This is a genomic window from Actinacidiphila sp. bgisy167, from assembly GCF_057707665.1.
In genome coordinates, this window is the sequence record NZ_JBYIQP010000040.1 from 31407 (window position 1) to 54038 (window position 22632).

General features: G+C 71.4%; 20 protein-coding genes and 1 pseudogene. 12 read left to right on the plus strand and 9 right to left on the minus strand.

Going from position 1 to position 22632, the window contains the following annotated elements; translation table 11 throughout:
* The first annotated feature begins 482 nt into the window (after positions 1–482).
* Positions 483–1313, plus strand: a complete 831-nt coding sequence (locus tag AC3ET4_RS17090; RefSeq protein WP_431950157.1) for an HAD family hydrolase — start codon at positions 483–485, stop codon at positions 1311–1313.
* A 362-nt stretch (positions 1314–1675) separates the two neighbouring features.
* Here AC3ET4_RS17090 and AC3ET4_RS17095 read toward each other — a convergent pair whose 3' ends face one another.
* Positions 1676–2506, minus strand: coding sequence for a Fic family protein (locus AC3ET4_RS17095; protein WP_431950159.1), 831 nt, complete (start codon positions 2504–2506; stop codon positions 1676–1678).
* Between the two features lie 212 nt (positions 2507–2718).
* On the opposite strand from AC3ET4_RS17095, the gene AC3ET4_RS17100 reads away from it, so the two are divergent.
* The 7 genes and pseudogenes from AC3ET4_RS17100 (at position 2719) to AC3ET4_RS17130 (ending at position 10430) form a co-directional block, all read left to right on the plus strand.
* Entirely contained in the window at positions 2719–3699 is a 981-nt protein-coding gene (locus AC3ET4_RS17100; protein WP_431950160.1) for an ATP-binding protein, read from the plus strand.
* 196 nt (positions 3700–3895) lie between these two features.
* Positions 3896–6205, plus strand: a complete 2310-nt coding sequence (locus AC3ET4_RS17105) for a SulP family inorganic anion transporter (RefSeq protein WP_431950162.1) — start codon at positions 3896–3898, stop codon at positions 6203–6205.
* A gap of 267 nt (positions 6206–6472) precedes the next feature.
* Positions 6473–8434, plus strand: a complete 1962-nt coding sequence (acs, locus tag AC3ET4_RS17110; RefSeq protein ID WP_431950164.1) for an acetate--CoA ligase — start codon at positions 6473–6475, stop codon at positions 8432–8434.
* Positions 8431–8679 (plus strand): annotated as a pseudogene (locus AC3ET4_RS17115) (Na+/H+ antiporter NhaA); the annotation flags it as partial. The gene acs and the pseudogene AC3ET4_RS17115, both read left to right, overlap by 4 nt.
* A 57-nt stretch (positions 8680–8736) precedes the next feature.
* On the plus strand, positions 8737–8949 hold the full coding sequence (locus AC3ET4_RS17120; protein WP_431950191.1) for a hypothetical protein: 213 nt from the start codon (positions 8737–8739) through the stop codon (positions 8947–8949).
* A 62-nt stretch (positions 8950–9011) separates the two neighbouring features.
* Positions 9012–9494 carry a phage holin family protein gene (locus AC3ET4_RS17125; protein WP_431950189.1) on the plus strand — a complete coding sequence of 161 codons (483 nt, stop codon included), beginning with the start codon at positions 9012–9014 and terminating at the stop codon, positions 9492–9494.
* Positions 9495–9506: 12 nt separating this feature from the next.
* Entirely contained in the window at positions 9507–10430 is a 924-nt protein-coding gene (locus AC3ET4_RS17130; RefSeq protein ID WP_431950166.1) for an alpha/beta fold hydrolase, read from the plus strand.
* Between the two features lie 328 nt (positions 10431–10758).
* Here the strand turns inward: AC3ET4_RS17130 and AC3ET4_RS17135 are convergent, their stop codons facing one another.
* From AC3ET4_RS17135 to nth, 3 genes are read right to left on the minus strand one after another with little or no spacing between them, the layout of a single operon-like run.
* Positions 10759–11961 (minus strand): MarP family serine protease, encoded by a 1203-nt coding sequence (locus tag AC3ET4_RS17135; RefSeq protein ID WP_431950168.1) that lies wholly within the window; start codon positions 11959–11961, stop codon positions 10759–10761.
* A 22-nt stretch (positions 11962–11983) separates the two neighbouring features.
* The gene (locus AC3ET4_RS17140) at positions 11984–12664 is read right to left on the minus strand and encodes an NUDIX hydrolase (RefSeq protein WP_431950170.1); all 681 of its coding nucleotides are present in this window, start codon (positions 12662–12664) and stop codon (positions 11984–11986) included.
* Positions 12661–13482 (minus strand): endonuclease III, encoded by an 822-nt coding sequence (gene nth / locus AC3ET4_RS17145; RefSeq protein ID WP_431950172.1) that lies wholly within the window; start codon positions 13480–13482, stop codon positions 12661–12663. The genes AC3ET4_RS17140 and nth overlap by 4 nt, the downstream gene beginning before the upstream one ends.
* Before the next feature lie 254 nt (positions 13483–13736).
* Here nth and AC3ET4_RS17150 point away from each other — a divergent pair, with 254 nt between their 5' ends.
* Positions 13737–14411 (plus strand): Crp/Fnr family transcriptional regulator, encoded by a 675-nt coding sequence (locus AC3ET4_RS17150; RefSeq protein ID WP_431950174.1) that lies wholly within the window; start codon positions 13737–13739, stop codon positions 14409–14411.
* A gap of 88 nt (positions 14412–14499) precedes the next feature.
* Here the strand turns inward: AC3ET4_RS17150 and AC3ET4_RS17155 are convergent, their stop codons facing one another.
* The 4 genes from AC3ET4_RS17155 to sp36 all read right to left on the minus strand — a co-directional run bounded on the left by AC3ET4_RS17155 (position 14500) and on the right by sp36 (position 16980).
* Positions 14500–15327, minus strand: coding sequence for an MBL fold metallo-hydrolase (locus AC3ET4_RS17155; protein ID WP_431950176.1), 828 nt, complete (start codon positions 15325–15327; stop codon positions 14500–14502).
* Complete coding sequence (locus tag AC3ET4_RS17160) at positions 15324–16196, minus strand: NUDIX hydrolase (RefSeq protein WP_431950178.1); 873 nt, start codon at positions 16194–16196, stop codon at positions 15324–15326. The genes AC3ET4_RS17155 and AC3ET4_RS17160 overlap by 4 nt, the downstream gene beginning before the upstream one ends.
* 161 nt (positions 16197–16357) lie before the next feature.
* Positions 16358–16822: a RidA family protein gene (locus tag AC3ET4_RS17165; protein ID WP_431950180.1), complete on the minus strand. Its 465-nt coding sequence runs from the start codon at positions 16820–16822 to the stop codon at positions 16358–16360.
* Complete coding sequence (sp36, locus tag AC3ET4_RS17170; RefSeq protein ID WP_075033571.1) at positions 16819–16980, minus strand: Sp36 family protein; 162 nt, start codon at positions 16978–16980, stop codon at positions 16819–16821. Before sp36 ends, AC3ET4_RS17165 begins: the two co-directional genes overlap by 4 nt.
* A 71-nt stretch (positions 16981–17051) precedes the next feature.
* Here sp36 and bagA point away from each other — a divergent pair, with 71 nt between their 5' ends.
* Together bagA and bagB are read left to right on the plus strand one after the other, a co-directional pair.
* Positions 17052–18032, plus strand: a complete 981-nt coding sequence (gene bagA, locus AC3ET4_RS17175) for an ATPase BagA (protein ID WP_431950183.1) — start codon at positions 17052–17054, stop codon at positions 18030–18032.
* Positions 18029–19522: an ATPase BagB gene (gene bagB / locus AC3ET4_RS17180; protein WP_431950185.1), complete on the plus strand. Its 1494-nt coding sequence runs from the start codon at positions 18029–18031 to the stop codon at positions 19520–19522. The genes bagA and bagB overlap by 4 nt, the downstream gene beginning before the upstream one ends.
* Here the strand turns inward: bagB and AC3ET4_RS17185 are convergent.
* Positions 19504–19842, minus strand: coding sequence for a WhiB family transcriptional regulator (locus AC3ET4_RS17185; protein WP_361007162.1), 339 nt, complete (start codon positions 19840–19842; stop codon positions 19504–19506). The two genes, bagB and AC3ET4_RS17185, sit on opposite strands and share 19 nt — an antisense overlap.
* Before the next feature lie 396 nt (positions 19843–20238).
* Between AC3ET4_RS17185 and AC3ET4_RS17190 the strand changes: the two genes are divergently transcribed.
* Positions 20239–22560 (plus strand): transglycosylase domain-containing protein, encoded by a 2322-nt coding sequence (locus tag AC3ET4_RS17190; RefSeq protein WP_431950187.1) that lies wholly within the window; start codon positions 20239–20241, stop codon positions 22558–22560.
* Positions 22561–22632: the final 72 nt, after the last annotated feature.

Consider the following 22632-nt stretch of genomic DNA (forward strand, 5'->3'; position numbering starts at 1 on the left):
TCGCTCGTTCCGGACCTGCTGCCGGTTCCGGGCAGATCACCGGACGCCTCCGCGTCCCGTATTCGCACGCCGTCAGCGTCCCGCGAGTCGCCGAAATTTGATGATCTTGGTGGCATTCTGTGAATAACCAGTCTGTTGTGGATATCTCCGCCACCCGCCCGAGTGGCTTCGCCCGAGCAGCACAACGAATGCGAGCCGTCACTCGCTGTAGTCGATCAAAGCAAAAGACCGGCCCCCCGCGGAAACCGCGGGGGGCCGGTCACACGCCGGGCGCGTACGGACTCATGGCCTGTATATGCCCCCGGACATGCGACGACCCCCGCCGGGGGGGAGAGCGGGGGTCGTCCCCACGGTCCGACTCGGGGGGGGAGGAGCCAGACCGGGTTAGCACGGTCGCGAACGATCCGTGACTTCCATGGTGTACCCGAAGGCCTTCTCAGGCAAACCCACGCGCAGGAGCTTACGCCGAATGGTGGGTCCCTATGCTCGTCCTCGTGGAAAACCACCTGTCGCCGCGCACCGCCGCGTTCTTCGATCTCGACAAGACGGTGATCGCCAAGTCGAGCACTTTGGCGTTCAGCAGGCCGTTCTACCGCGGCGGCCTCATCAACCGCCGCGCCGTACTTCGGACCGCGTACGCCCAGTTCGTCTATCTGCTCGGCGGCGCGGACCACGACCAGATGGAGGGGATGCGGAAGTACCTCTCCGACATGTGCCGCGGCTGGAACGTGCAGCAGGTGCGGGAGATCGTGGCCGAGACCCTCCACGACCTCATCGACCCCATCATCTACGACGAGGCCGCCTCACTCATCGAGGAGCACCACCTGGCCGGCCGCGATGTCGTCATCGTCAGCGCCTCGGGCGCAGAGGTCGTCGAGCCCATCGGCGAGATGCTCGGCGCCGACCACGTCATCGCCACCCGGATGGCGGTCGAGGACGGCTGCTACACCGGCCGCATCGAGCACTACGTCTACGGACCGGCCAAGGCGCGGGCCATCACGGAGCTCGCCGCGCTCGAGGGCTACGACCTCAAGCGTTCCTTCGCCTACAGCGACTCGGTGACCGACATCCCGATGCTGGAGTCCGTCGGCCACCCGTACGCGGTCAACCCCGACCGCGGGCTGCGGAGGGAAGCCTCGTCACGCGAATGGCCGACGCTCACCTTCAGCCGCCCCGTCCGGCTGCACCAGCGGGTGCCCGCCCTGACGATACCTTCGGGGCCCGTGCTGGCGTTGGCCGCCGTCGGCGCGGCCGCCGCCACAGCGGGACTGGTCTGGTACGCGGCCCGGCGGCGCAGGCTCACGCCGGCCTGACAGCGCGCCACGTGCATTCGAGTGATTCGCGCTGATTCTTCCCCATACGCAAAGACCCGCGGCGAGGGCTTCCGGTGCGGCCGAAGGTGCAGTACAAAGGTTGTACGGCCCGCGAGACCACGGACTTCCGCGAGGAACTCCGCCGCACCGGCCCCACGGACCGAGCACGACAGTCGGGAACCCACGCGACGCGGACCCGCTGACCGGGTCGGCCGCACCAGGTGACGGGCGAAGTCCCCGACCTGATGGGCAGCAATCGTGCACGCCTGGTACCCCGGCCGTCGTGCCGGCGGCGGCACCCGCTCGGTGCCGCCGCATCTCTTTGGTCCCGGCCGCCCCCCACGCCCGGCCGCGCACGCCCGCTACGCGGCACCGCGCTGCAGCGCCTCACAGACGGCCACGCTCTCCCGTACGCCCAGACCGACCGCGTGCCCACAGTGGGAGATCCATGCCGCCATCCCCTCGGGGGTGCCGGAGGCGTAGCCCCGCAGGGCCTTCAGATGGTCCGCGCGCCCGAGCTCGGCGTGTCCGACCTCCGCGGGACAGATGGACTTGGGGTCCAGACCGCTCCCGACGAGGACGATGCGCTGCGCGGCCCGCGCCACGAGACCATTGTGCGAATTGAACGGCCGCAGGCACAGCAGCTCGCCGTGCACGATCGCGGCCACGACCAGCGCGGGCGCATCGCTGCCCGCCAGCAGCAGGCCGGCGAGCCCGTCGAGCCGCGCCAGGACCTCCGCGGACTGCGGCAGCGGGAACTCGGCGTCGTCAAGGAGCGGATCGTCGACCTTCTCGCCCGCCAGCCGCGGGCGGCCGACCGTCTCGTCCGGCAGCGTGCCGCCGGCCGCCACGAGGTGCAGCCGGGCCAGCGCCTGCAGCGGCGACTGCCGCCAGACGGAGAGCAACTGGCCGGACTCCGCGGTGAGTCGCAGCGCGGCGCCCACCACCCGCGACTCGCCGTCCGAGGAGAAGTCGCTGCGTCTGCGCACCTCTTCCAGCGCCCAGTCGGCGCCTGCGAGCGCGGCGGAACCGCGTGCGCCGCGCAACGCCGCCTCCGAGGACACCTCGTTGGAGCGTCGGCGCATCACCCGGTGCCCGTAGACCTGGTCCACGGCCTTGCGCACGGAGTCCACCGACTCGGCGACACCGGGGAGCGAAGCAAGGACGGCGAGCGGATCAGCTGACGTACCCATACCCCCGACCCTACGCATCCCCCATGGCGCGCCGGCGGGCGAGGGGGCATCGTCACCCGCACCGGGAGCCGCCGCCGACCGCACGATGCCGGTCGGAGTCCAGCCGCCATGGGCCGGCGAAGGCCGGGAAGGGGGTGCGGATGCCCACCGACGGGTGAACTCCGGTGGCGCAGGCTGCGGGAGAGCCAGCCTCGACACTACGCTTAACGAACATGAAGATCGCTTTCGTCGGAAAGGGAGGCAGTGGCAAGACCACGCTGTCCTCCCTTTTCGTCCGCCACCTGGCAGCCGCTCACGTCCCCGTCGTCGCCGTCGACGCCGACATCAACCAGCACCTCGGCCCGGCGCTCGGCCTCGACGAGGAGGAAGCCGCCGCCCTCCCGGCCATGGGCGCCCACCTCCCGGAGATCAAGGAGTACCTGCGCGGCACCAACCCCCGGATCACCTCCGCCGAGTCGATGATCAAGACGACCCCGCCCGGCGAGGGCTCCCGCCTGCTGCGGATCACCGAGGACAATCCCGTCTACTCCGCCTGCGCCCGGCCCGTCACGCTCGACGGCGGCGAGGCGCGACTGATGGTCACCGGCCCCTTCACCGAGTCCGACCTGGGGGTGGCCTGCTACCACTCGAAGGTCGGGGCAGTGGAGCTGTTCCTCAACCATCTGGTCGACGGCCGCGAGGAGTACGTCGTCGTCGACATGACGGCCGGCAGCGACTCCTTCGCCTCCGGCATGTTCACCCGTTTCGACCTGACCTTCCTGGTCGCCGAACCGACCCGCAAGGGAGTGGCGGTCTACCGCCAGTACAAGGAGTACGCCCGGGACTTCGGCGTCGCCCTGCACGTCGTCGGCAACAAGGTGCAGGGCCCGGACGACGTGGACTTCCTGCGCTCGCACGTGGGCGACGACCTGCTGGTCACCGTGGCGCACTCGGACTGGGTGCGCGCCATGGAGAAGGGCCGCTCGCCGCGGTTCGGCGAGCTGGAGGAGCCCGTCCGTGCCGCGCTGCGGTCGATGCGGGACGCCGCGGACGCCTCCTACGAGCGGCGGGACTGGGAGCGCTACACCCGCCAGATGGTCCACTTCCACCTCCGGAACGCGGAGAGCTGGGGCAACGCACGGACCGGCGCGGACCTCGCCTCGCAGGTCGACCCCGGCTTCGTCCTGAGCGAACGGTTCACCCTCACTGGCTAATCGTTCGTCCGTTCGGGCGAATCCTCGTTCATGAGCCCTTTGTCTGCATTACCCTCCATTTACCGACTCTTGGGAGTAGTCAAGTAATCACCTTCCGTTACTTTCAAGGCCGAGAGCACCCGCCGCACAGCCGTGACCACGACCGTGTACGCGCACCCGACGTACGCAGCCGCGCAGCCCCGGAGGAGACGGGAACATGCACGCCACGCCAGAATCACAGACGCCGCAGTCACAGACGCCGCAGTCACAGACCCCACCGCAGGATCTGTCACCGCCGCCCCGCGCCGCCGAAGGGACCTCCGTCGTCTGGCGGCACGACCTCTCGGCCTCGATCACCGTCTTCCTGATCGCCGTTCCGCTGTCGCTGGGCATCGCCCTGGCCACCGGAGCGCCCCTGCAGTCGGGGCTGGTCGCCGCCGTCGTCGGCGGCATCGTCGTCGGGCTCATGGGCGGTGCGCCGCTGCAGGTAAGCGGCGCCGCCACCAGTTTGGTGGTGGTCACCGCCGAACTCGTCCACCGCTACGGCTGGCGGACCACGTGCGCCATCACCGTGCTGGCCGGACTCGTCCAGATCGCCCTCGGCGCCCTGCGGGTGGCACGGGCGGCGCTCGCCGTCAGCCCGGCGATCGTGCACGGCATGCTGGCGGGCATCGGCGCCGCCATCGCGCTCGCCCAGTTCCATGTCGTCCTCGGCGCACGTCCGGACGGCTCGACGCTCGCCAACCTGCTGGCCCTGCCGCAGGAGCTGGCGTCCCCGCACACCGGCGCACTGTCGATCGCAGCGGTGACGGTGCTCGTGCTGATCTGCTGGCCGCGCCTTCCCGGACGGGCCGGCAAGGCGCTGCGCACCGTCCCGGCGCCCCTCGCCGCCATCGTGACGGCGACCGCCGTCGGCATCCCCGTCGCCGCGCCGAGGGTGGAGCTTCCCGCCTGGCACACGGTGGCGCTGCCCGGGCTGCCGCACGGGCCGGTGCTCGGCATCGCCGCCGCCGTCCTGACCGTCGCCCTGGTCGCGAGCATGGAGTCACTGCTGTCGGCGGTGGCGATCGACAAACTGCGTGCCGGGCGCGGGGCACCCGGGGACGCCGTCCCGGCCCGCCTGAACCGGGAGCTGCTCGGCCAGGGCACGGCGAACGTGGTCTCGGGCCTGCTCGGCGGGCTGCCGGTGGCCGGCGGCGCCATCCGCGGCTCGGCGAACGTGGCCGCGGGCGCGCGCACACGTCGGGCCACCGCACTCCACGGTGTGTGGGTGCTGCTCTGCGCCGGGCTGCTGGCCGGACTGCTGGAGCACATCCCGCTCGCCGCCCTTGCCGCCCTGGTCATGGTGGTCGGCGTGAAGATGGTGAGCTTCGCGCACATCAAGCACGTACAGCGGCACCGGGAGTTCCCCGTCTACGCGGCGACACTCGGAGCGGTGCTGCTGCTCGGCGTGCTGGAGGGGATCCTGACCGGCATCGCGGTGGCCGTCTTCCTGTCGCTGCGCCGGCTCACCCACACCCGGATCACGGTGACGGAGGAGTCCGGCGTCCATCAGGTGCAGGTGAGCGGGCAGTTGACCTTCCTCGCGGTGCCACGGCTGACGCGGGCGCTGGCCGAGGTGCCGGACGGCGCCAGCGCCGTGATCACCCTGGACGGCTCCTTCATGGACCACGCTGCCTACGAATCGCTGCAGCACTGGTGCGACGGGTACCGGGCGCGGGGAGGCTGGGCGACCCTCACAAGCCGGGCGGGCACGCCGATCTCGGTCCCCTCCGGCATGCACGCCTGCCGCCCCTGGACACCGTGGCGCAACCATCACTGCACCAAGCCGGGCACGCGGGCGGGGGCCGCCGGGCAGCTGGTGGGCGGACTCAGCGCCTTCCAGCGCAACACGGCGCCGCTGGTCAGGGACGAGTTGGCACGCCTCGCCCGCGAGGGGCAGCGGCCCACCCAGCTCTTCCTGACCTGCGCCGACTCCCGCCTGGTCACCAGCATGATCACTTCCAGCGGGCCCGGCGACCTGTTCACCGTCCGCAACGTCGGCAACCTCATGCCGCCGCTGGGGGAGGACGCCTCCTGCGACTCGGTGGGCGCCGCCATCGAGTACGCGGTGGAGGTGCTGGAGGTCGGCAGCATCACGGTGTGCGGCCACTCCGGGTGCGGCGCCATGCAGGCGCTGCTCAGCGGGGCGGGCCACGAGCCGGGGGCGCAGACCCCGCTGGCGCGGTGGCTGCGGCACGGGCGTCCGAGCCTCGCCCGCCTGGAGCGGACGGGCCCGATCGGCCGCGGCGAGGTCGCCCTCGCCACCCGCCCGGTGGCCGACGACCTCGAACGGCTCTGCCTCGTCAACGTGGTGCAGCAGCTGGACCATCTGATGGCCCACGCCGGCGTCGCTCGCAGGGTGGCGGAAGGCACGCTGCAGCTGCACGGCATGTACTTCCACGTCGCCGAAGCCCAGACCTATGTCCTGGACGCCGGCAGCGGGATGTTCTCCGCCGTACGCCCCGAGGTGCTCGACGCGGTCTGACGGGCTCCGCAGCGGCAATCGCCCCTCCCGTCCCGGCCCCTCGGCCTGCGCCGACGGGCCGGGACGGGGCGCACGGGCCGACATGCGGGGACGACCGGGACGGGCCGGGACAGGCGAGGACGACCGGGGTTGGGTCTCGCGGGGCGGGTGGGGCGCCTGACCGTGACAGGTCTAAACCAATATTCGCCGTGAACCCTTGTCTTTCCGCCCCTCCGCTGGTGAGCTATGGCGTGGGACACAAGAGGACACCCTGCAAAGGAGCACGGCGTGAGCAACGAGAGCCTGGCCAACCTTTTGAAGGAGGAGCGCCGGTTCGCTCCGCCCGCCGAGCTGGCGGCCGGTGCCAATGTGACCGCGGAGGCCTACCGCCAGGCCGGTGACGACCGACTGGGCTTCTGGGCGGCGCAGGCCCGCCGGCTGACCTGGGCGAAGGAACCGACCGAGACCCTGGACTGGTCCAACCCGCCGTTCGCGAAGTGGTTCGTCGACGGCACCCTCAACGTCGCCTACAACTGCGTCGACCGGCATGTCGAGGCCGGCAACGGCGACCGGGTGGCGATCCACTTCGAGGGCGAGCCCGGTGACGGTCGCGCCATCACCTACGCCGAGCTCAAGGACGAGGTGAGCCGCGCCGCTAACGCCCTGAGCGAACTGGGTGTGACGGCCGGCGACCGGGTCGCGATCTACCTGCCCATGATCCCCGAAGCCGTCGTGGCGATGCTGGCCTGCGCCCGCGTCGGCGCCGCGCACTCGGTGGTCTTCGGCGGCTTCTCGGCCGACGCTCTGGCCGCCCGCATCGCCGACGCCGACGCCAAGGTCGTCATCACCGCCGACGGCGGCTACCGCCGCGGCAAGCCGTCTGCCCTCAAGCCCGCCGTGGACGAGGCGGTGGGACGCTCCGCGGGTGTGGAGAAGGTGCTCGTGGTGCGCCGCACCCGCCAGGAGGTCGCCTGGACCGAGGGCCGGGACGTGTGGTGGCACGAGGTCGTCGAACGGCAGTCCGCCGAGCACACCCCCGAGGCCTTCCCGGCCGAGCACCCGCTCTTCATCCTCTACACCTCCGGCACCACGGGTAAGCCGAAGGGCATCCTGCACACCTCGGGCGGCTACCTGACGCAGACCTCCTACACCCACCACGCCGTCTTCGACCTGAAGCCGGAGTCGGACGTCTACTGGTGCACCGCCGACGTCGGCTGGGTCACCGGCCACTCGTACATCGTCTACGGCCCACTGGCCAACGGCGCCACCCAGGTGCTCTACGAGGGCACCCCGGACACCCCGCACCAGGGCCGCTTCTGGGAGATCGTGCAGAAGTACGGGGTCACCATCCTCTACACCGCCCCCACGGCGATCCGCACCTTCATGAAGTGGGGCGACGACATCCCCGCCAAGTTCGACCTGTCCTCGCTGCGCGTCCTGGGCAGTGTCGGAGAGCCGATCAACCCCGAGGCGTGGATCTGGTACCGCGAGCACATCGGCGGCGGCCGCTGCCCCATCGTGGACACCTGGTGGCAGACCGAGACCGGCGCCATGATGATCTCCCCACTGCCCGGCGTGACGGAGACCAAGCCCGGCTCCGCGCAACGCCCGCTGCCCGGCATCTCCGCGACCGTGGTGGACGACGAGGCCCGCGAGGTGCCCAACGGCTCCGGCGGCTACCTCGTCCTCACCGAGCCGTGGCCGTCGATGCTCCGCACCATCTGGGGCGACGACCAGCGCTACCTGGACACGTACTGGTCCCGCTTCGAGGGCCGCTACTTCGCGGGCGACGGCGCGAAGAAGGACGAGGACGGCGACATCTGGCTGCTGGGCCGGGTGGACGACGTCATGCTCGTCTCGGGCCACAACATCTCCACGACCGAGGTCGAGTCGGCCCTCGTCTCGCACCCGAAGGTCGCCGAGGCCGCCGTGGTGGGCGCCGCGGACGCGACCACCGGCCAGGCCATCGTCGCCTTCGTGATCCTGCGGGGCACCGCGGCCGCCGAGGACGGCGAGGAGCTCATCGCCGCACTGCGCGACCACGTCGCCAAGGCGCTCGGCCCGATCGCCAAGCCGAAGCGGATCCTCACGGTCGCCGAGCTGCCGAAGACCCGTTCCGGCAAGATCATGCGGCGCCTGCTGCGCGATGTCGCCGAGAACCGGGAACTGGGAGACGTCACCACCCTGACGGACTCCACGGTCATGACCCTCATCCAGTCCAAGCTCCCGAGCGCCGCGAGCGAGGACTGACCCGTTCGCGCCACCCGGCCGAGGGGCCCCTCCGGGGCCCCTTCGCGTTTCGCCCTGGGGCTGGTGGCGGGCAAGGCGGTCGGCGTGTCGGCGGTACCTGGTCGGCGGCCCGCTTCACCCGGGCGGAGCTCCAGCCCGGTCCGGCCTGGCTCGACGTCCTGGCCCTCGCCACGCTCACCGGAATCGGCTTCACGGTCTCGCTGCTCATCGGCGAGCCGGCCTTCGAGGGCGACGAAGCGCTGGCAGCGCAGGTCAAGGCGGCCGTCCTGATCGGCTCGTCCGTCTCGGCCGTGCTGGCCGCGGTGCAGCGGAAGCTCCGCAACGACCGGTACCGCCGCATCTGCGAGGAGGAGGAGCGCGACGAGGACCGGGACGGCGTCCCGGACGTCTACGAGTGGGCGGACCCCGAGTTCCACCTGTGCATGGCCGCGATCCATGAGGCGAAGGCCGCCGAGCACCGCAGCTCGCGGAAGTGGCGCGCTCCGTGGGCAGCGGCGAGGATGAGTCGGGCATGATCGGGGGTAACCCGATTGCCCCGGATGACGACTGACGCACCATGACGACGACGGAGGACGCGATGAGCCGAGCGGACGAGCCCCTGGACATGGGGGTGACCGTGAGCCCGAACGGAAGCCGCAGTCTCGGTCAGCTCTTCGCTTCCGCGACGGCGGACCTGTCCGAGCTGGTCCACGAGGAGGTCGCCCTCGCCAAGGCGGAGCTGAGGCAGGACATGAAGCGCGCCGGCACGGGCGGTGGGGCGGTGGGCGCCGCCGGCGTCCTGGCGCTGTTCTCGCTGCCGGTGCTCAGCTTCGCGGCGGCGTACGGCATCCACAACCTGGGGCTGGGCCTGGCGTGGTCGTTCCTGATCGTCGGCGCCGCGTATCTGGTGCTGGCCGGCGTGCTGGGCCTGGTGGCGCGCTCGAAGTTCAAGAAGATCAAGAAGCCGGAGCGCAGCATCAGCTCGGCGAAGCAGACCGCGGCGGTGCTGCAGGGCGTCAAGCCGCACCCCCGTCCCGCCCCCTCCGGCGGGACGGAGGCCACGGTACGGGCCAAGGTGTGACACGCTCAGGGCATGACGGTCGTTGACGGTTCCCCGGCGGTGCGCATCGACGGGCCCTGGATCCACCGGGACGTCGCCGCGAACGGCGCCCGCTTCCACACCGCCGAGCTCGGTGACGGCCCGCTGGTGCTGCTGCTGCACGGCTTCCCGCAGTTCTGGTGGACCTGGCGGCACCAGCTGACCGCGCTGGCCGAAGCGGGTTTCCGGGCCGTCGCGATGGACCTGCGCGGGGTGGGCGGCAGCGACCGCACGCCTCGCGGCTACGACCCCGCCAATCTGGCGCTCGACGTCACCGGCGTGATCCGCTCGCTCGGCGAGCCGGACGCCGCGCTGGTCGGCCACGACCTCGGGGGTTACCTGGCCTGGACGGCGGCGGCGATGCGGCCCAAGCTCGTCCGGCGGCTCGCGGTGTGCTCCATGCCGCACCCTCGGCGCTGGCGCTCCGCCATGCTGACCGACCTGCGGCACAGCGCGGCCGGCGGCTACGTGTGGGGGTTCCAGCGCCCGTTCGTCCCGGAGCGGCAACTCGTCGCGGACGACGCGGCCCTGGTGGGACGGCTGCTGCGGGACTGGTCCGGGCCGCGGCTGCCGGAGGACGACGCGGTGGACGCCTACCGCAGGGCGATGCTCATCCCGTCGACGGCGCACTGTTCGATCGAGCCGTTCCGCTGGATGGTGCGCTCGCTGGCCCGGGTGGACGGCTTCCAGTTCAACCGGCGCATGAAGCGCCCGGTGCGGGTGCCCACGCTGCATCTGCACGGTTCCCTGGACCCGGCGATGCGGGCCCGGCACGCCGCGGGCAGCGGGGAGTACGTCGAGGCGCCGTACCGCTGGCGGCTCTTCGACGGGCTGGGGCACTTCCCCCACGAGGAGGATCCGGCGGCGTTCTCGGCCGAACTGGTCAACTGGCTGAAGGATCCCGAGCCCGACCGCTGATCCGGTATGACGATCGGGCCACATGCCGGGCGCATAGGCCAACTGATGGAGTGCCAGGTGGTTATCGACCTTGCACCCCGGGCAGAGAGCTCGACATGAGCTGGACGCACCACCACCGTGACGTGTCACGCGACCGCCGCGCCGACAGGGCGCGGACCACCACCGGGACGCGGGCCCCGGACCATCGGTCCGGAGGCTCCCGACTCGGCATCCCCCACATCCTCAGGCGCCGCGCCCGCTGGGTGGGCGCCCGGCTGAGGCATACCCGCGGCGACTGACCGCCCGGCCCCTCATCGGGGCCGGCGCCCCGGACGCATCCCAGGGGACATCACAGGGCGCAGCCCTGGGTGCCGACCTGCGAGGTCGCCGTCCGCCCGGCCCGGACGTCCGGCGCGACCTCGTCCGCCGTCAGGGCGTAGCCCGTGTCCGCGTCGTCGCGGGACTTGGCGAACACCACGCCGTACACCTTCCCCTCGGGGGTGAGCAGCGGTCCGCCGGAGTTGCCCTGGCGGACCAGCGTGTACAGCGAGTAGACATCGCGCTCGACGGTGCCCCGGTGGTAGATGTCCGGGCCGGAGGCGGGGATGCGGTCGCGCACCCGGGCGGCACGGACGTCGAAGCCGCCGTTCTCCGGGAAGCCGGCGACGATCGCGTCGTCACGTGACCGGGCGTCACCGCTGCTGAAGGTCAGGGCGGGCGCGTTCAGGGACGGTACGTCGATGACGGCGATGTCGCGCTGCCAGTCGTAGAGCACGACCTTGCCGTCGTGCACCCGGCCTTCGCCGCCGATCTGCACGGTCGGGTTGTCGACGCCGCCGACGACATGGGCGTTGGTCATCACCCGGTGCGGCGCGAACACAAAACCGGTGCCTTCGAGCACCTTTCCGCAACTCGGCGCCGTGCCGACGACCTTGACGATGCTGCGTCGCGCGCGGCCCACGACCGCGCTGTCGGCGAGCGCCGGGTCGGGGGCGGGGACGGCGGTGATGGGCTCGGTACCGAACGGCGAGAAGACCTGGGGCAGTCCGTTCTGCGCCAGCAGCGAGCTGAAGTCCGCGAACCAGTTGTCGGCCGCGCGCGGCACGATCTGCGCCACCCCCAGCAGCACCCGGGACGAGCGGACCTCACGTCCGAGGCTGGGCAGCGTGGTCGTGGTGGCCAGTGCGGAGCCGATGAGCCAGGCGACCAGCAGCATCGCCAGGACGTTGACCAGGGCGCCGCCGACGGCGTCGATCGCCCGCCCCGGTGACCAGCTGATGTGTGTGCGGACCTTGTTGCCGAGATGTGTGGTGAAGGCCTGACCCACTGACGCGCACACGATGATCAGGACCACCGCGGCGACGACCGCCACCGTGCCGGGCTGTGCGTTGCCGGTGACCGCGTTCCAGATCGCGGGCAGCACGTAGACGGCGACCAGACCGCCGCCGAGGAACCCGACCACCGACATCACGCCGACGATGAATCCCTGGCGGTAGCCCACGATCGCGAACCACACAGCGGCCAGCAGCAGCACGATGTCCAGCACATTCACCCGGACACCGTCTCATGGCGGGTCAGCCCAGCGGGACCGTCTTCGCACGATCCCAGGGTCGTTCCCAACCCGCGTGGTGCAGGATCCGGTCGATCAGGCCCGCGGTGAAACCCCACACCAGGGCGCCCCGCACCAGGAAGGCGGGCCCCTTGTGGCCGCTGGGATGGGTCACCATGGCGCGGTTGGCCGGGTCGGTGAGATCCGTCACGGGCACGGTGAACACCCGTGCGGTCTCGGCCGGATCGACCGCTCCGACCGGCGTGGGCGTACGCCACCAGCCGAGGACCGGCGTCACGACGAAGTCGCTCACCGGAATGTACAGCCGCGGGAGCACCCCGAAGAGCTGCACTCCGGACGGGTCGAGGCCGGTCTCCTCCCACGCCTCGCGCAGCGCGGCCCGCAGCGGGCCCTCGCCCTCCGGGTCGCCGTCCCCGGGATCGAGCGCACCGCCCGGGAAGGAGGGCTGGCCCGCGTGCGAGCGCAGTGAGGCCGCCCGTTCCATCAGGAGCAGTTCTGGTCCCTCGGGCCCCGCGCCGAGGAGGATGAGCACGGCGGAGGGCCTGCCGCCGCTCGGTGGCGGAAGGAGGCGGCTGAGCTGTTCGGGCCGTACTCCGTCGACCGCGCGGACCACCGGGCCGAGCCAGGACGGCAGCCCTTCACGGTCGAGCGCGACGTCGTCTATGTCCGGTCGTGCCTGCGTCACTCCACCTCCAGCGGCGGCGCCGCCTTGCCCGGGAACCCCGGCGGCGGCTTGAGCCGCTGCCCCGGTCCACCGGCCAGCTCGTACTTCAGCAGCTTCCTGGCCTTGTCCGGATCCGTCTCCCCCTCGCCGTACGACGGGCACAGCGGCGCGATCGGGCAGACGCCGCACGCGGGGCGGCGTGCGTGGCACATCCGGCGGCCGTGGAAGATCAGACGGTGCGAGAGCATCGTCCACTCGCTCTTCGGGAAGATCGCCATGATGTCCTGCTCGATCTTCTCCGGCTCCGTCGCGCCGGTCCAGCCGAAGCGGCGGACCAGCCGCTGGAAGTGGGTGTCCACGGTGAGGCCGGGGACGCCGAAGGCGTTGCCGAGCACCACGTTGGCCGTCTTGCGGCCCACGCCCGGCAGCGTCACCAGATCCTCCAGCCGGCCGGGCACCTCGCCGCCGAAGCGGTCCCGCAGCGCCGTTGCGAGCCCGATCAGCGCACGCGCCTTGGCGCGGAAGAAGCCGGTGGGGCGGATGATCTGCTCCAGCTCCTCGGGATCGGCGGCGGCCAGGTCCTCCGGCGTCGGGTAGCGGGCGAACAGCGCGGGCGTGGTCTGGTTGACCCTCAGGTCGGTCGTCTGGGCCGACAGGACCGTGGCGACCAGCAGCTGGAACGGGTTCTCGAAGTCGAGCTCGGGGTGCGCGTAGGGGTAGAGCTCGGCGAGCTCGCGGTTGATCCGGCGCGCCCTGCGCACCATCGCGAGCCGCGACTCGGGGGTGCGGGACGCCCGGGCGCGGGCGGTGGAGCCCGCCCCGGCGGGCTGTTCACTCACAGCGGAATCCGCGGCGACACTCACCCTCCTGGCCCCGCCACTTCGCGTTTTCTTCTGCCCACTTGGCGTATCCGACACCCGGCCAGCCTAAGCCTCGCCACCGACAATCGCCCCGGAGAGCCTCGATCCGGCCCCCGAACGGACCCCCGGAACACAATCACACGAGCACATAAGACAGACTTGTGATTGATCGCACTGTTTTGCTGTCGGGCAGGATGGGGACCGACCCAGCGATGTCGACAAGGAGAGAGCTCGTGGACGACGTTCTGCGGCGCGCACCGCTTTTCGCGGCGCTCGACGATGAGCAGGCCGCTGAACTGCGCGCCTCCATGACGGAGGTCACGCTCGCGCGTGGCGACTCGCTGTTCCACGAGGGCGAACCCGGGGACCGGCTGTACGTCGTCACCGAGGGCAAGGTGAAGCTGCACCGCACCTCCCCCGACGGCCGCGAGAACATGCTCGCCGTCGTCGGCCCCGGCGAGCTGATCGGTGAGCTGTCGCTCTTCGACCCGGGACCGCGTACGGCCACCGCCACCGCGCTGACCGAGGTGAAGCTGCTCGGTCTCGGCCACGGCGACCTCCAGCCGTGGCTCAACGCCCGCCCCGAGGTCTCCACGGCCCTGCTGCGCGCCGTCGCCCGGCGCCTGCGCCGCACCAACGACGTCATGTCCGACCTGGTCTTCTCCGATGTCCCGGGCCGCGTCGCCAAGGCGCTGCTGGACCTGTCGCGCCGGTTCGGCGTGCAGTCGGAGGAGGGCATCCACGTCGTGCACGACCTGACGCAGGAGGAGCTGGCCCAGCTGGTGGGCGCCTCCCGCGAGACGGTCAACAAGGCCCTCGCCGACTTCGCGGGCCGAGGCTGGCTGCGCCTGGAGGCCCGGGCGGTCATCCTGCTGGACGTCGAGCGGCTGGCCAAGCGCTCGCGCTGACGGGCCAGGAGCCGACGCCCGTACCTGTACGAGGGGGGCGCCCACCCCGGGGTGGGCGCCCCCCTCGCGCGTCCGGGTGCGCGGGCGGTCAGATCAGCCCGTGCTCCAGCAAGTAGTCCAGCTGGGCCCGCACCGACAGCTCGGCGGCCGGCCACAGGGCGCGGTCGACGTCCGCGTAGACGTGCGCGACGACCTCGGAAGGCGTCGTCAGACCCTGTTCCACGGCCGTCTCCACCTGGGCGAGGCGGTGGGCGCGGTGGGCGAGGTAGAACTCGACCGCGCCCCGGGCGTCGGCCAGAACCGGGCCGTGGCCCGGCAGGACGGTGGCGACGTCGTCGTGCATCGCCAGGGCCTGCAGCCGGCGCAGCGAGTCCAGGTAGTCGCCCAGCCGTCCGTCGGGGTGGGCGACGACGGTGGTGCCGCGGCCGAGGACGGTGTCGCCGGTGAGCACGGAACGGTCGGCGGGCAGGTGGAAGGAGAGCGAGTCCGACGTGTGCCCCGGGGTGGGCACGACGCGCAGCTCCAGGCCGCCTGTGGTGATGACGTCGCCCGCGACGAGCCCCTCCCCGCCCAGCCGCAGCGCCGGGTCCAGGGCGCGCACCGGCGTGCCGGTCAGCTCGGCGAAGCGGCCGGCGCCCTCGGCGTGGTCGGGATGGCCGTGGGTGAGCAGGGTGAGGGCGATCCGTTTGCCGAGGGAGTGGGCGGTGGAGACCACGGTGTTCAGATGGCCCTCGTCGAGCGGTCCGGGGTCGATGACGACGGCGAGCTCGGAGTCCGGCTCGGCGACGATCCAGGTGTTCGTGCCGTCCAGCGTCATCGGCGAAGGGTTCGGCGCGAGCACGCAGAAGGCACGGGCGGTCGCCCGCCCGCCGACCTGCTCGCGGGGGTCGCCTGGCTGCGGTGCCGGGGTGGTCATTCGGCGGCTCCCATGCGCCGGGTGAACTCCTCGTGGCCGGGCCAGCTCAGCACGATCTCGTCGCCCACGAGGGTGGCCCTCGCCAGCACGGGCGTGAGGTCGCGGCCCTGAGCGGCGCCGCGCAGGGCCGCTTCCGCGCAGTCGTACGGGAGCAGCTCGCGCAGGGTGGCGATGGTCGGCGGCAGCATCGTCATCTCGCCGCGGTCGTAGCCGGCCACCGCCTCGGCGGGGCGCAGCCACACCGTACGGTCCGCCTCGCCCGAGACGTCGCGGGTGCGCTGCCCGGGCGGGAGCGCGGTCACGAAGAACCATGTGTCGTACCGGCGCTCCTCGAACTCCGGGGTGATCCAGCGGGCCCACGGGCCGAGCAGGTCGGAGCGCAGCACCAGGGAGCGGCGTGCGAGGAAGTCGGCGAAGGACAGCTCCCGCGAGACCAGGGCGCGCCGGTCCGCCTCCCACCGCTCACCGGTGGTGTCCGCGACGACGGACGCCTCATCGGGCCCGGCCAGCAGCACGCCGGACTCCTCGAAGGTCTCGCGTACGGCCGCGCACACGATCGCCTGCGCGGAGGCGGGGTCCAGGCCCTCGCCCAGCCGGGCCGCCCAGGCGGCCGGCGAGGGGCCCGCCCAGGCCACCGGCCGCTCGTCGCGCGGGTCCACCCCGCCACCCGGATAGGCGTACGCACCCGCGGCGAAGGCCATCGAGGCCCGGCGCCGCAGCAGGTGCACCGCGGGACCGCCGTCGGTGTCCCGCAGCAGCAGGACGGTCGCCGCACGGCGTGGCACGACGGGCCGCAGGGTGCCCGCGGTGAGGGACCGGATACGGTCGGGCCAGGTCGGCGGGAACCACTGGCCGTTCGTGGTGGTCATGGGGCGGATGCTATGCGCTGGCGCGGGGATGTTCGATAGGGCCGGTCCGGGCGGCGGGACCGGGGCCGCTCCGCCGGCCGGGTCCTGTCCGGCGGCCCACACCCCTCCGGCGGCCGGGGCGCGGCCGGACCGGAGGGGTGTGGGAGGGGTGCTGAAGGACGTCAGTCCTCGATCTCGACCTGGATCTCGATCTCGACCGGCGCGTCGAGCGGCAGCACCGCCACGCCGACGGCGCTGCGGGCGTGCACGCCCTTGTCCCCGAGCACCTCGCCGAGCAGCTCGCTCGCGCCGTTGACGACGGCCGGCTGCCCGGTGAAGTCGGGAGCGGAGGCGACGAAGCCGACGACCTTGACGACGCGCTTGACGCGGTCGAGGTCACCCACGACGGAGTGAACCGCGGCCAGGGCGTTGAGCGCGCACGTACGGGCGAGCTGCTGTGCCTCGTCCGCGGTGACCTCGGCGCCGACCTTGCCGGTGCAGGTCAGCTTGCCTTCGAGGAGCGGCAGCTGACCCGCGGTGAAGACATACGATCCGGACCGGACGGCCGGGACGTACGCGGCGAGCGGCGCGGCCACCGCGGGGAGCGTCAGCCCCAGTTCCGCGAGCCGCTGCTCGACGGCGCTCACGCGCTCTTCTCCCGCTTGAGGTAGGCCACCAGCTGCTCGGGGTTGTTCGGGCCCGGGACGACCTGGACCAGCTCCCAGCCGTCCTCGCCCCACGTGTCCAGGATCTGCTTCGTCGCGTGCACCAGCAGCGGCACGGTCGCGTATTCCCACTTCGTCATGAGGGGACTGTAATGCCTGGCACAGCCCCGCCCCCGAGTAGCCCCGCCCTCGACTGGTTAGGCTCGCAGGTGTGAGGCTCCACATCGTGACGGGCAAGGGCGGCACGGGAAAGACGACCGTCGCCGCGGCGCTGGCACTCGCCCTCGCCGCCGAGGGGCGGCGGACGCTGCTGACGGAGGTGGAGGGGCGCCAGGGCATCGCACAGGTCTTCGAGACCGAGGCCCTCCCCTACGAGGAGCGCAAGATCGCGGTGGCGCCGGGCGGAGGCGAGGTCCACGCCCTGGCCATCGACGCGGAACAGGCGCTGCTGGACTACCTCGACATGTTCTACAAGCTGGGCCGGGCGGGCCGGGCCCTGAAGAAGCTGGGCGCGATCGACTTCGCCACCACGGTCGCCCCCGGTCTGCGCGACGTCCTGCTGACCGGTAAGGTCTGCGAAGCCGTGCGCCGCAAGGACCGGGCCGGCTGGCGCTCGTACGACGCCGTGGTGCTGGACGCGCCGCCGACCGGGCGGATCACCCGCTTCCTCAACGTCAACGACGAGGTCGCCGGGCTCGCCCGCTTCGGACCCATACACAACCAGGCGCAGGCCGTGATGCGGGTGATGAAGTCCCCGGAGACGGCGGTGCACCTGGTCACCCTCCTGGAGCAGATGCCCGTCCAGGAAACCGTGGACGGCGTGGCCGAGCTGCGCGCCGCGGGGCTGCCGACCGGCGCCGTGGTCATCAACATGGTGCGACCGGTGGTGATGGACGGCGCGGCCGTCACCGCGGCCCGCGAGGGGCAGCGCACGGCGATCGCCAAGGCGCTCTCCCAGGCGGGGCTGGGCGGCGCGCGACGCGGCGGCCTCGCGGAGCGGCTCGTCGACCCCCTGCTGGCCCAGGCGCACGAGCACGCGGAGCGGGTGGCTCTGGAGCGCGCCCAGCGCGAGGAGCTGAGCTCGCTCGGGCTGCCGGCGTGCGAGCTGGAGCTGATGGGAGACGGAGTCGATCTGGGCGGGCTGTACAGATTGGCTGAAAATCTGCGGAAGCAGGGGCTGGGGGTCGCATGAGCCTGGAGAGTCCGGTATTGGACATCGACCCGTTGATCGACGATCCGGAGACCCGGATCGTCGTCTGCTGCGGCTCGGGAGGCGTCGGCAAGACCACCACGGCCGCGGCGCTGGGCGTGCGCGCCGCCGAGCGCGGCCGCAAGGCCGTCGTGCTGACCATCGACCCGGCGCGCCGGCTGGCGCAGTCCATGGGGCTCACGGAACTCGACAACACCCCGCGCAAGGTGGCCGGGATCGACGAGTCCGCGGGCGGTGAACTGCACGCGATGATGCTGGACATGAAGCGCACCTTCGACGAGGTCGTGCTGCAGCACACGGACGAGGAGCGGGCCCGGGCGATCCTCGACAACCCCTTCTACCAGTCGCTCTCGGCGGGCTTCGCCGGCACGCAGGAGTACATGGCCATGGAGAAGCTGGGCCAGCTGCGGGCGCTCGACGAGTGGGACCTGATCATCGTCGACACCCCGCCGAGCCGGTCGGCGCTGGACTTCCTCGACGCCCCGAAGCGGCTGGGGTCCTTCCTCGACGGCCGCTTCATCCGGCTGCTGATGGCCCCGGCGAAGGTCGGCGGACGGGCCGGCGTGAAGTTCCTCAACGTCGGGATGTCGATGATGACCGGCACGCTCAGCAAGGTCATGGGCGCGCACCTGCTGCGCGACGTGCAGACCTTCGTGGCGGCCATGGACTCGATGTTCGGCGGCTTCCGCTCCCGGGCGGACGCCACCTACAAGCTGCTCCAGGCGAACGGGACGGCGTTCCTGGTGGTGGCCGCGCCGGAACGGGACGCGCTGCGGGAGGCCTCGTACTTCGTGGAACGGCTCGCCGCGGAGGACATGCCGCTCGCCGGGCTGGTGCTCAACCGCGTGCACAGCAGCGGTGCCTCCCAGCTCACGGCGGAACGGGCCCTGGCGGCGGCGGAGGCACTGGACGATCTGAACGGCCATACCACCGCTGACGCCCTCGGCAACGGCGCCGACGACGACCCCGCCGACGTCGGCCTCGGAGCCGAAGATCCGCGAACTCCCCAGCTGACCGGGGAGTTTGACGTATCCGCAGAAAATCTTCAAAGCGTCGGCATTGTGGATCAGCCCGGCGGGAAAGCTGGATTCCGTACGGCCGACGGCGGCGAAGGGACCACCAGTACGGACAGTGCGGACACAAGTTTTCCCCCATCGCCCACCGGCTCCCAGGCCCCCGCGCCCGCCGAGGACCCCGCACGAGACCGCGCCCCGGAGCGACACACGGACACCGACCCGGCCCCCGACGGGGGCCCGCTGGACGCCGACCGCATCGCCGCCGGCCTGCTGCGCCTGCACGCGGAGCGGATGCAACTGGTCGCGCGCGAACGGCGCACCCTCGACCGCTTCGTGTCCGTGCACCCGGACGTGCCCCTGGTGGACGTCGCGGCCCTGCCCGGCGACGTGCACGACCTCGAGGGCCTGCGCGCGATCGGCGAACGCCTCGCGCAGGGTCAGCCGACGGCCGCGTAGTCGTCGTAGCCCTCGTCGTCGAGCGGAAGCACACCCGTGCTGCGCTCGTACTCCGTGCGCGCCGTCTCCAGGAGCCTGCGCCACGAGGTGACCGTGGGACGCCGGCGCAGCAGCGCCCTGCGCTCCCGCTCGGTCATCCCGCCCCAGACGCCGAACTCGACGCGGTTGTCCAGGGCGTCGGCCAGGCACTCGGTGCGCACCGGGCAGCCGGTGCACACCGCCTTGGCCCTGTTCTGGGCCGCTCCCTGGACGAAAAGTTCATCCGGATCCGTCGTGCGGCACGCGGCCTGCGTACTCCAGTCCGTAACCCAGCTGCTCATGCTGGCGCCGTCCTCTCCCGAATCGAGGCTCCCCCACGGCGGCAAGCGGCATATTCACCGTTGCCAGTTGAGGACGTTACGGAAGGTAGGCACGGCGCAACAGCCCTTTCAGGCCCAATCTTGGATGGCCCAAACGGACTATGCGTACGCGGCAGATCACCCGACGGAGTGAGCCGACGACAAAATGGACGAACAACCACAAAAGAGTCAGATCGCCACATCGAGACCCGAGATCTGTGTCACATCACTGGCATATGACAAAAATTCGGGCAGCTCTCATCACCCACAAGAGTGAGGGGAGAAGGCAGGCGTGTGCGCTGGGACCGCGCCTGTCTGTTACAGACTAGGCGAACAAGCGAGCCCTCGTCTTGAGAATGGCAACGTAAGCTGCACTCCATGGGTCACAAGCGATCGCGCCCCCCCAGCAGCGGCGGCACCAGCTCCGCCCAGCAGGCCGCCAAGTTCCTCGGCGTAAGCGTCCTGGCCGGCGTCGTCCTGGCCGGCATCGCCCTGCCCGCGGCAGGGGCGCTCGGACTGAGCGCCAAGGGCACCGCGGCCGGATTCGACTCGCTACCGGGGGAATTGAAGCGTCCGCCGCTCTCCCAGAGCACCCGCATCCTGGACGCCAAGGGCGATCTGATCGCGAACGTCTACTCGCGCGACCGCACGGTCGTGGGGCTCGACAAGATCAGCAAGCCGATGCAGCAGGCCATCGTCGCCATCGAGGACGCCCGCTTCTACGAGCACGGAGCGATCGACGTCAAGGGCATCCTGCGCGCGCTCAACAAGAACGCCCAGGAGGGCGGGGTCTCCGAAGGCGCCTCCACGCTGACGCAGCAGTACGTCAAGAACGTCTTCGTCGAGGAGGCCGGGAACGACGCGACCAAGGTCGCCCAGGCCACCCAGCAGACCCTCGGGCGCAAGATCAAGGAGATGAAGTACGCCATCCAGCTCGAGCAGGAGCTGGGGAAGCAGAAGATCCTCGAGAACTACCTCAACATCACCTTCTTCGGCGAGCAGGCGTACGGCGTCGAGTCCGCCGCCAAGCGCTACTTCAGCAAGTCCGCCAAGGACCTCTCGCTCACCGAGTCCGCCCTGCTGGCCGGCCTCGTCCAGTCGCCGAGCCGCTACGACCCCGTCAACGACCCCGAAGAGGCCAAGAAGCGCCGCGACGTGGTGCTGCAGCGCATGGCCGACCTGAAGGACATCACCCAGGCCGAGGCGGACGCGGCGAAGAAGAAGCCGCTCGGCCTCAAGATCAGCCAGCCCAAGAACGGCTGCATCACCGCCGTGAACGGCGCCGGCTTCTTCTGCGACTACGTGCGCCAGGTCTTCCTCACCGACAAGGCCTTCGGCAAGACCAAGGCCGAGCGCTCCAAGCGCTGGGACCAGGGCGGCCTCACCATCCGCACCACCCTCGACCCGAAGGCTCAGCGGGCCGTCCAGGACTCGATCAGCAGCCACGTGTACAAGAGCGACGACGTCGCCACCGCGGTGACGCTGGTCCAGCCCGGCACGGGCAAGATCGTCGGGATGGGGCAGTCGCGTCCCTACGGCTTCGCGAAGAACCAGACGCAGATCAATCTCTCGGTCAACCAGTCCATGGGTGGCGGCATCGGCTACCAGCCCGGTTCGACCTTCAAGCCGATCACCGCGGCCGCGGCCATCGAGCAGGGCACCGACCCGGCGACCGTCTACCCCTCGCCGTACAAGATGGCCTACCCGAGCCCCGTCTCCACCTGCGGCGGCAACTGGGTCAACACCGAGGGCAGCACGGTCGAGAACGAGAACGAGTCCGAGAAGGGCCCGTACTCCATGAAGGAGGCGACCGCGAAGTCGGTCAACACCTACTACGTGCAGCTGATCAGCGACATCGGTGTGTGCCCGGTGGTCAACATGGCGAAGTCCATGGGGATAAAGCGGGCCAACGGCAAGGCCCTCACGCAGGTGCCCTCGCTGACCCTGGGCAGCCAGGAGGTCTCTCCGCTGACGATGGCGAACGCGTACGCGACCTTCGCCAACAAGGGCGTCTACTGCAGCCCGATCGCCATCGAGTCGATCACCGACGCCACCGGCAAGAAGCTCAAGGTGCCGCAGGCCGAGTGCAAGCGGGCGATGTCCGAGCAGACGGCTTCCACGCTGAACACGCTGCTCAAGGGCGTCGTCGAGGACGGCACCGGCCATGAGGCAGGTCTGTCCGACCGCGACAGCGCCGGCAAGACCGGTACGACCGACGAGCGCTACGCCGCCTGGTTCGTCGGCTACACCTCCGACATGGCCGGCGCCGTCTGGGTCGGCGACCCGACCCACAAGCGCCGCATGACCAACATCACCATCGGCGGCGTGTACCACGCCATGGTCTTCGGCGCCGACACGCCGGGCCCGATCTGGAAGGACGCGATGTCCGGGGCCCTGTCGGGGACGACGTCGGCGGACCTGCCCACGGTGGCCATCCGCGAGCCCGAGAAGCCGCGCAACGACGACCACCAGGACCCCGGCGACGAGGGCCGCCCGCGCGACGGCCGTCACGGCGGCAACGGCAACGGCGGCGGCGGAGGCGGCGACGAGAACCTCTTCGGCGGCATCTTCGGCGGCGACACCCTCGGCGGCAACGGGGCCAACGGTTTGGCCAACGGTGGCAACACCGGTGCCGGGAACGACGGCGGGCCCGGGACGGGCAACACCGTCCCTGAGACGGGCGGTCCCGGCCAACGCTGAGTCCGTGGCACTGGACAAAGCCGGAGGGGGGGGGGGGGGGGGGGGGGGGGGGGGGGGGGGGGGGGGGGGGGG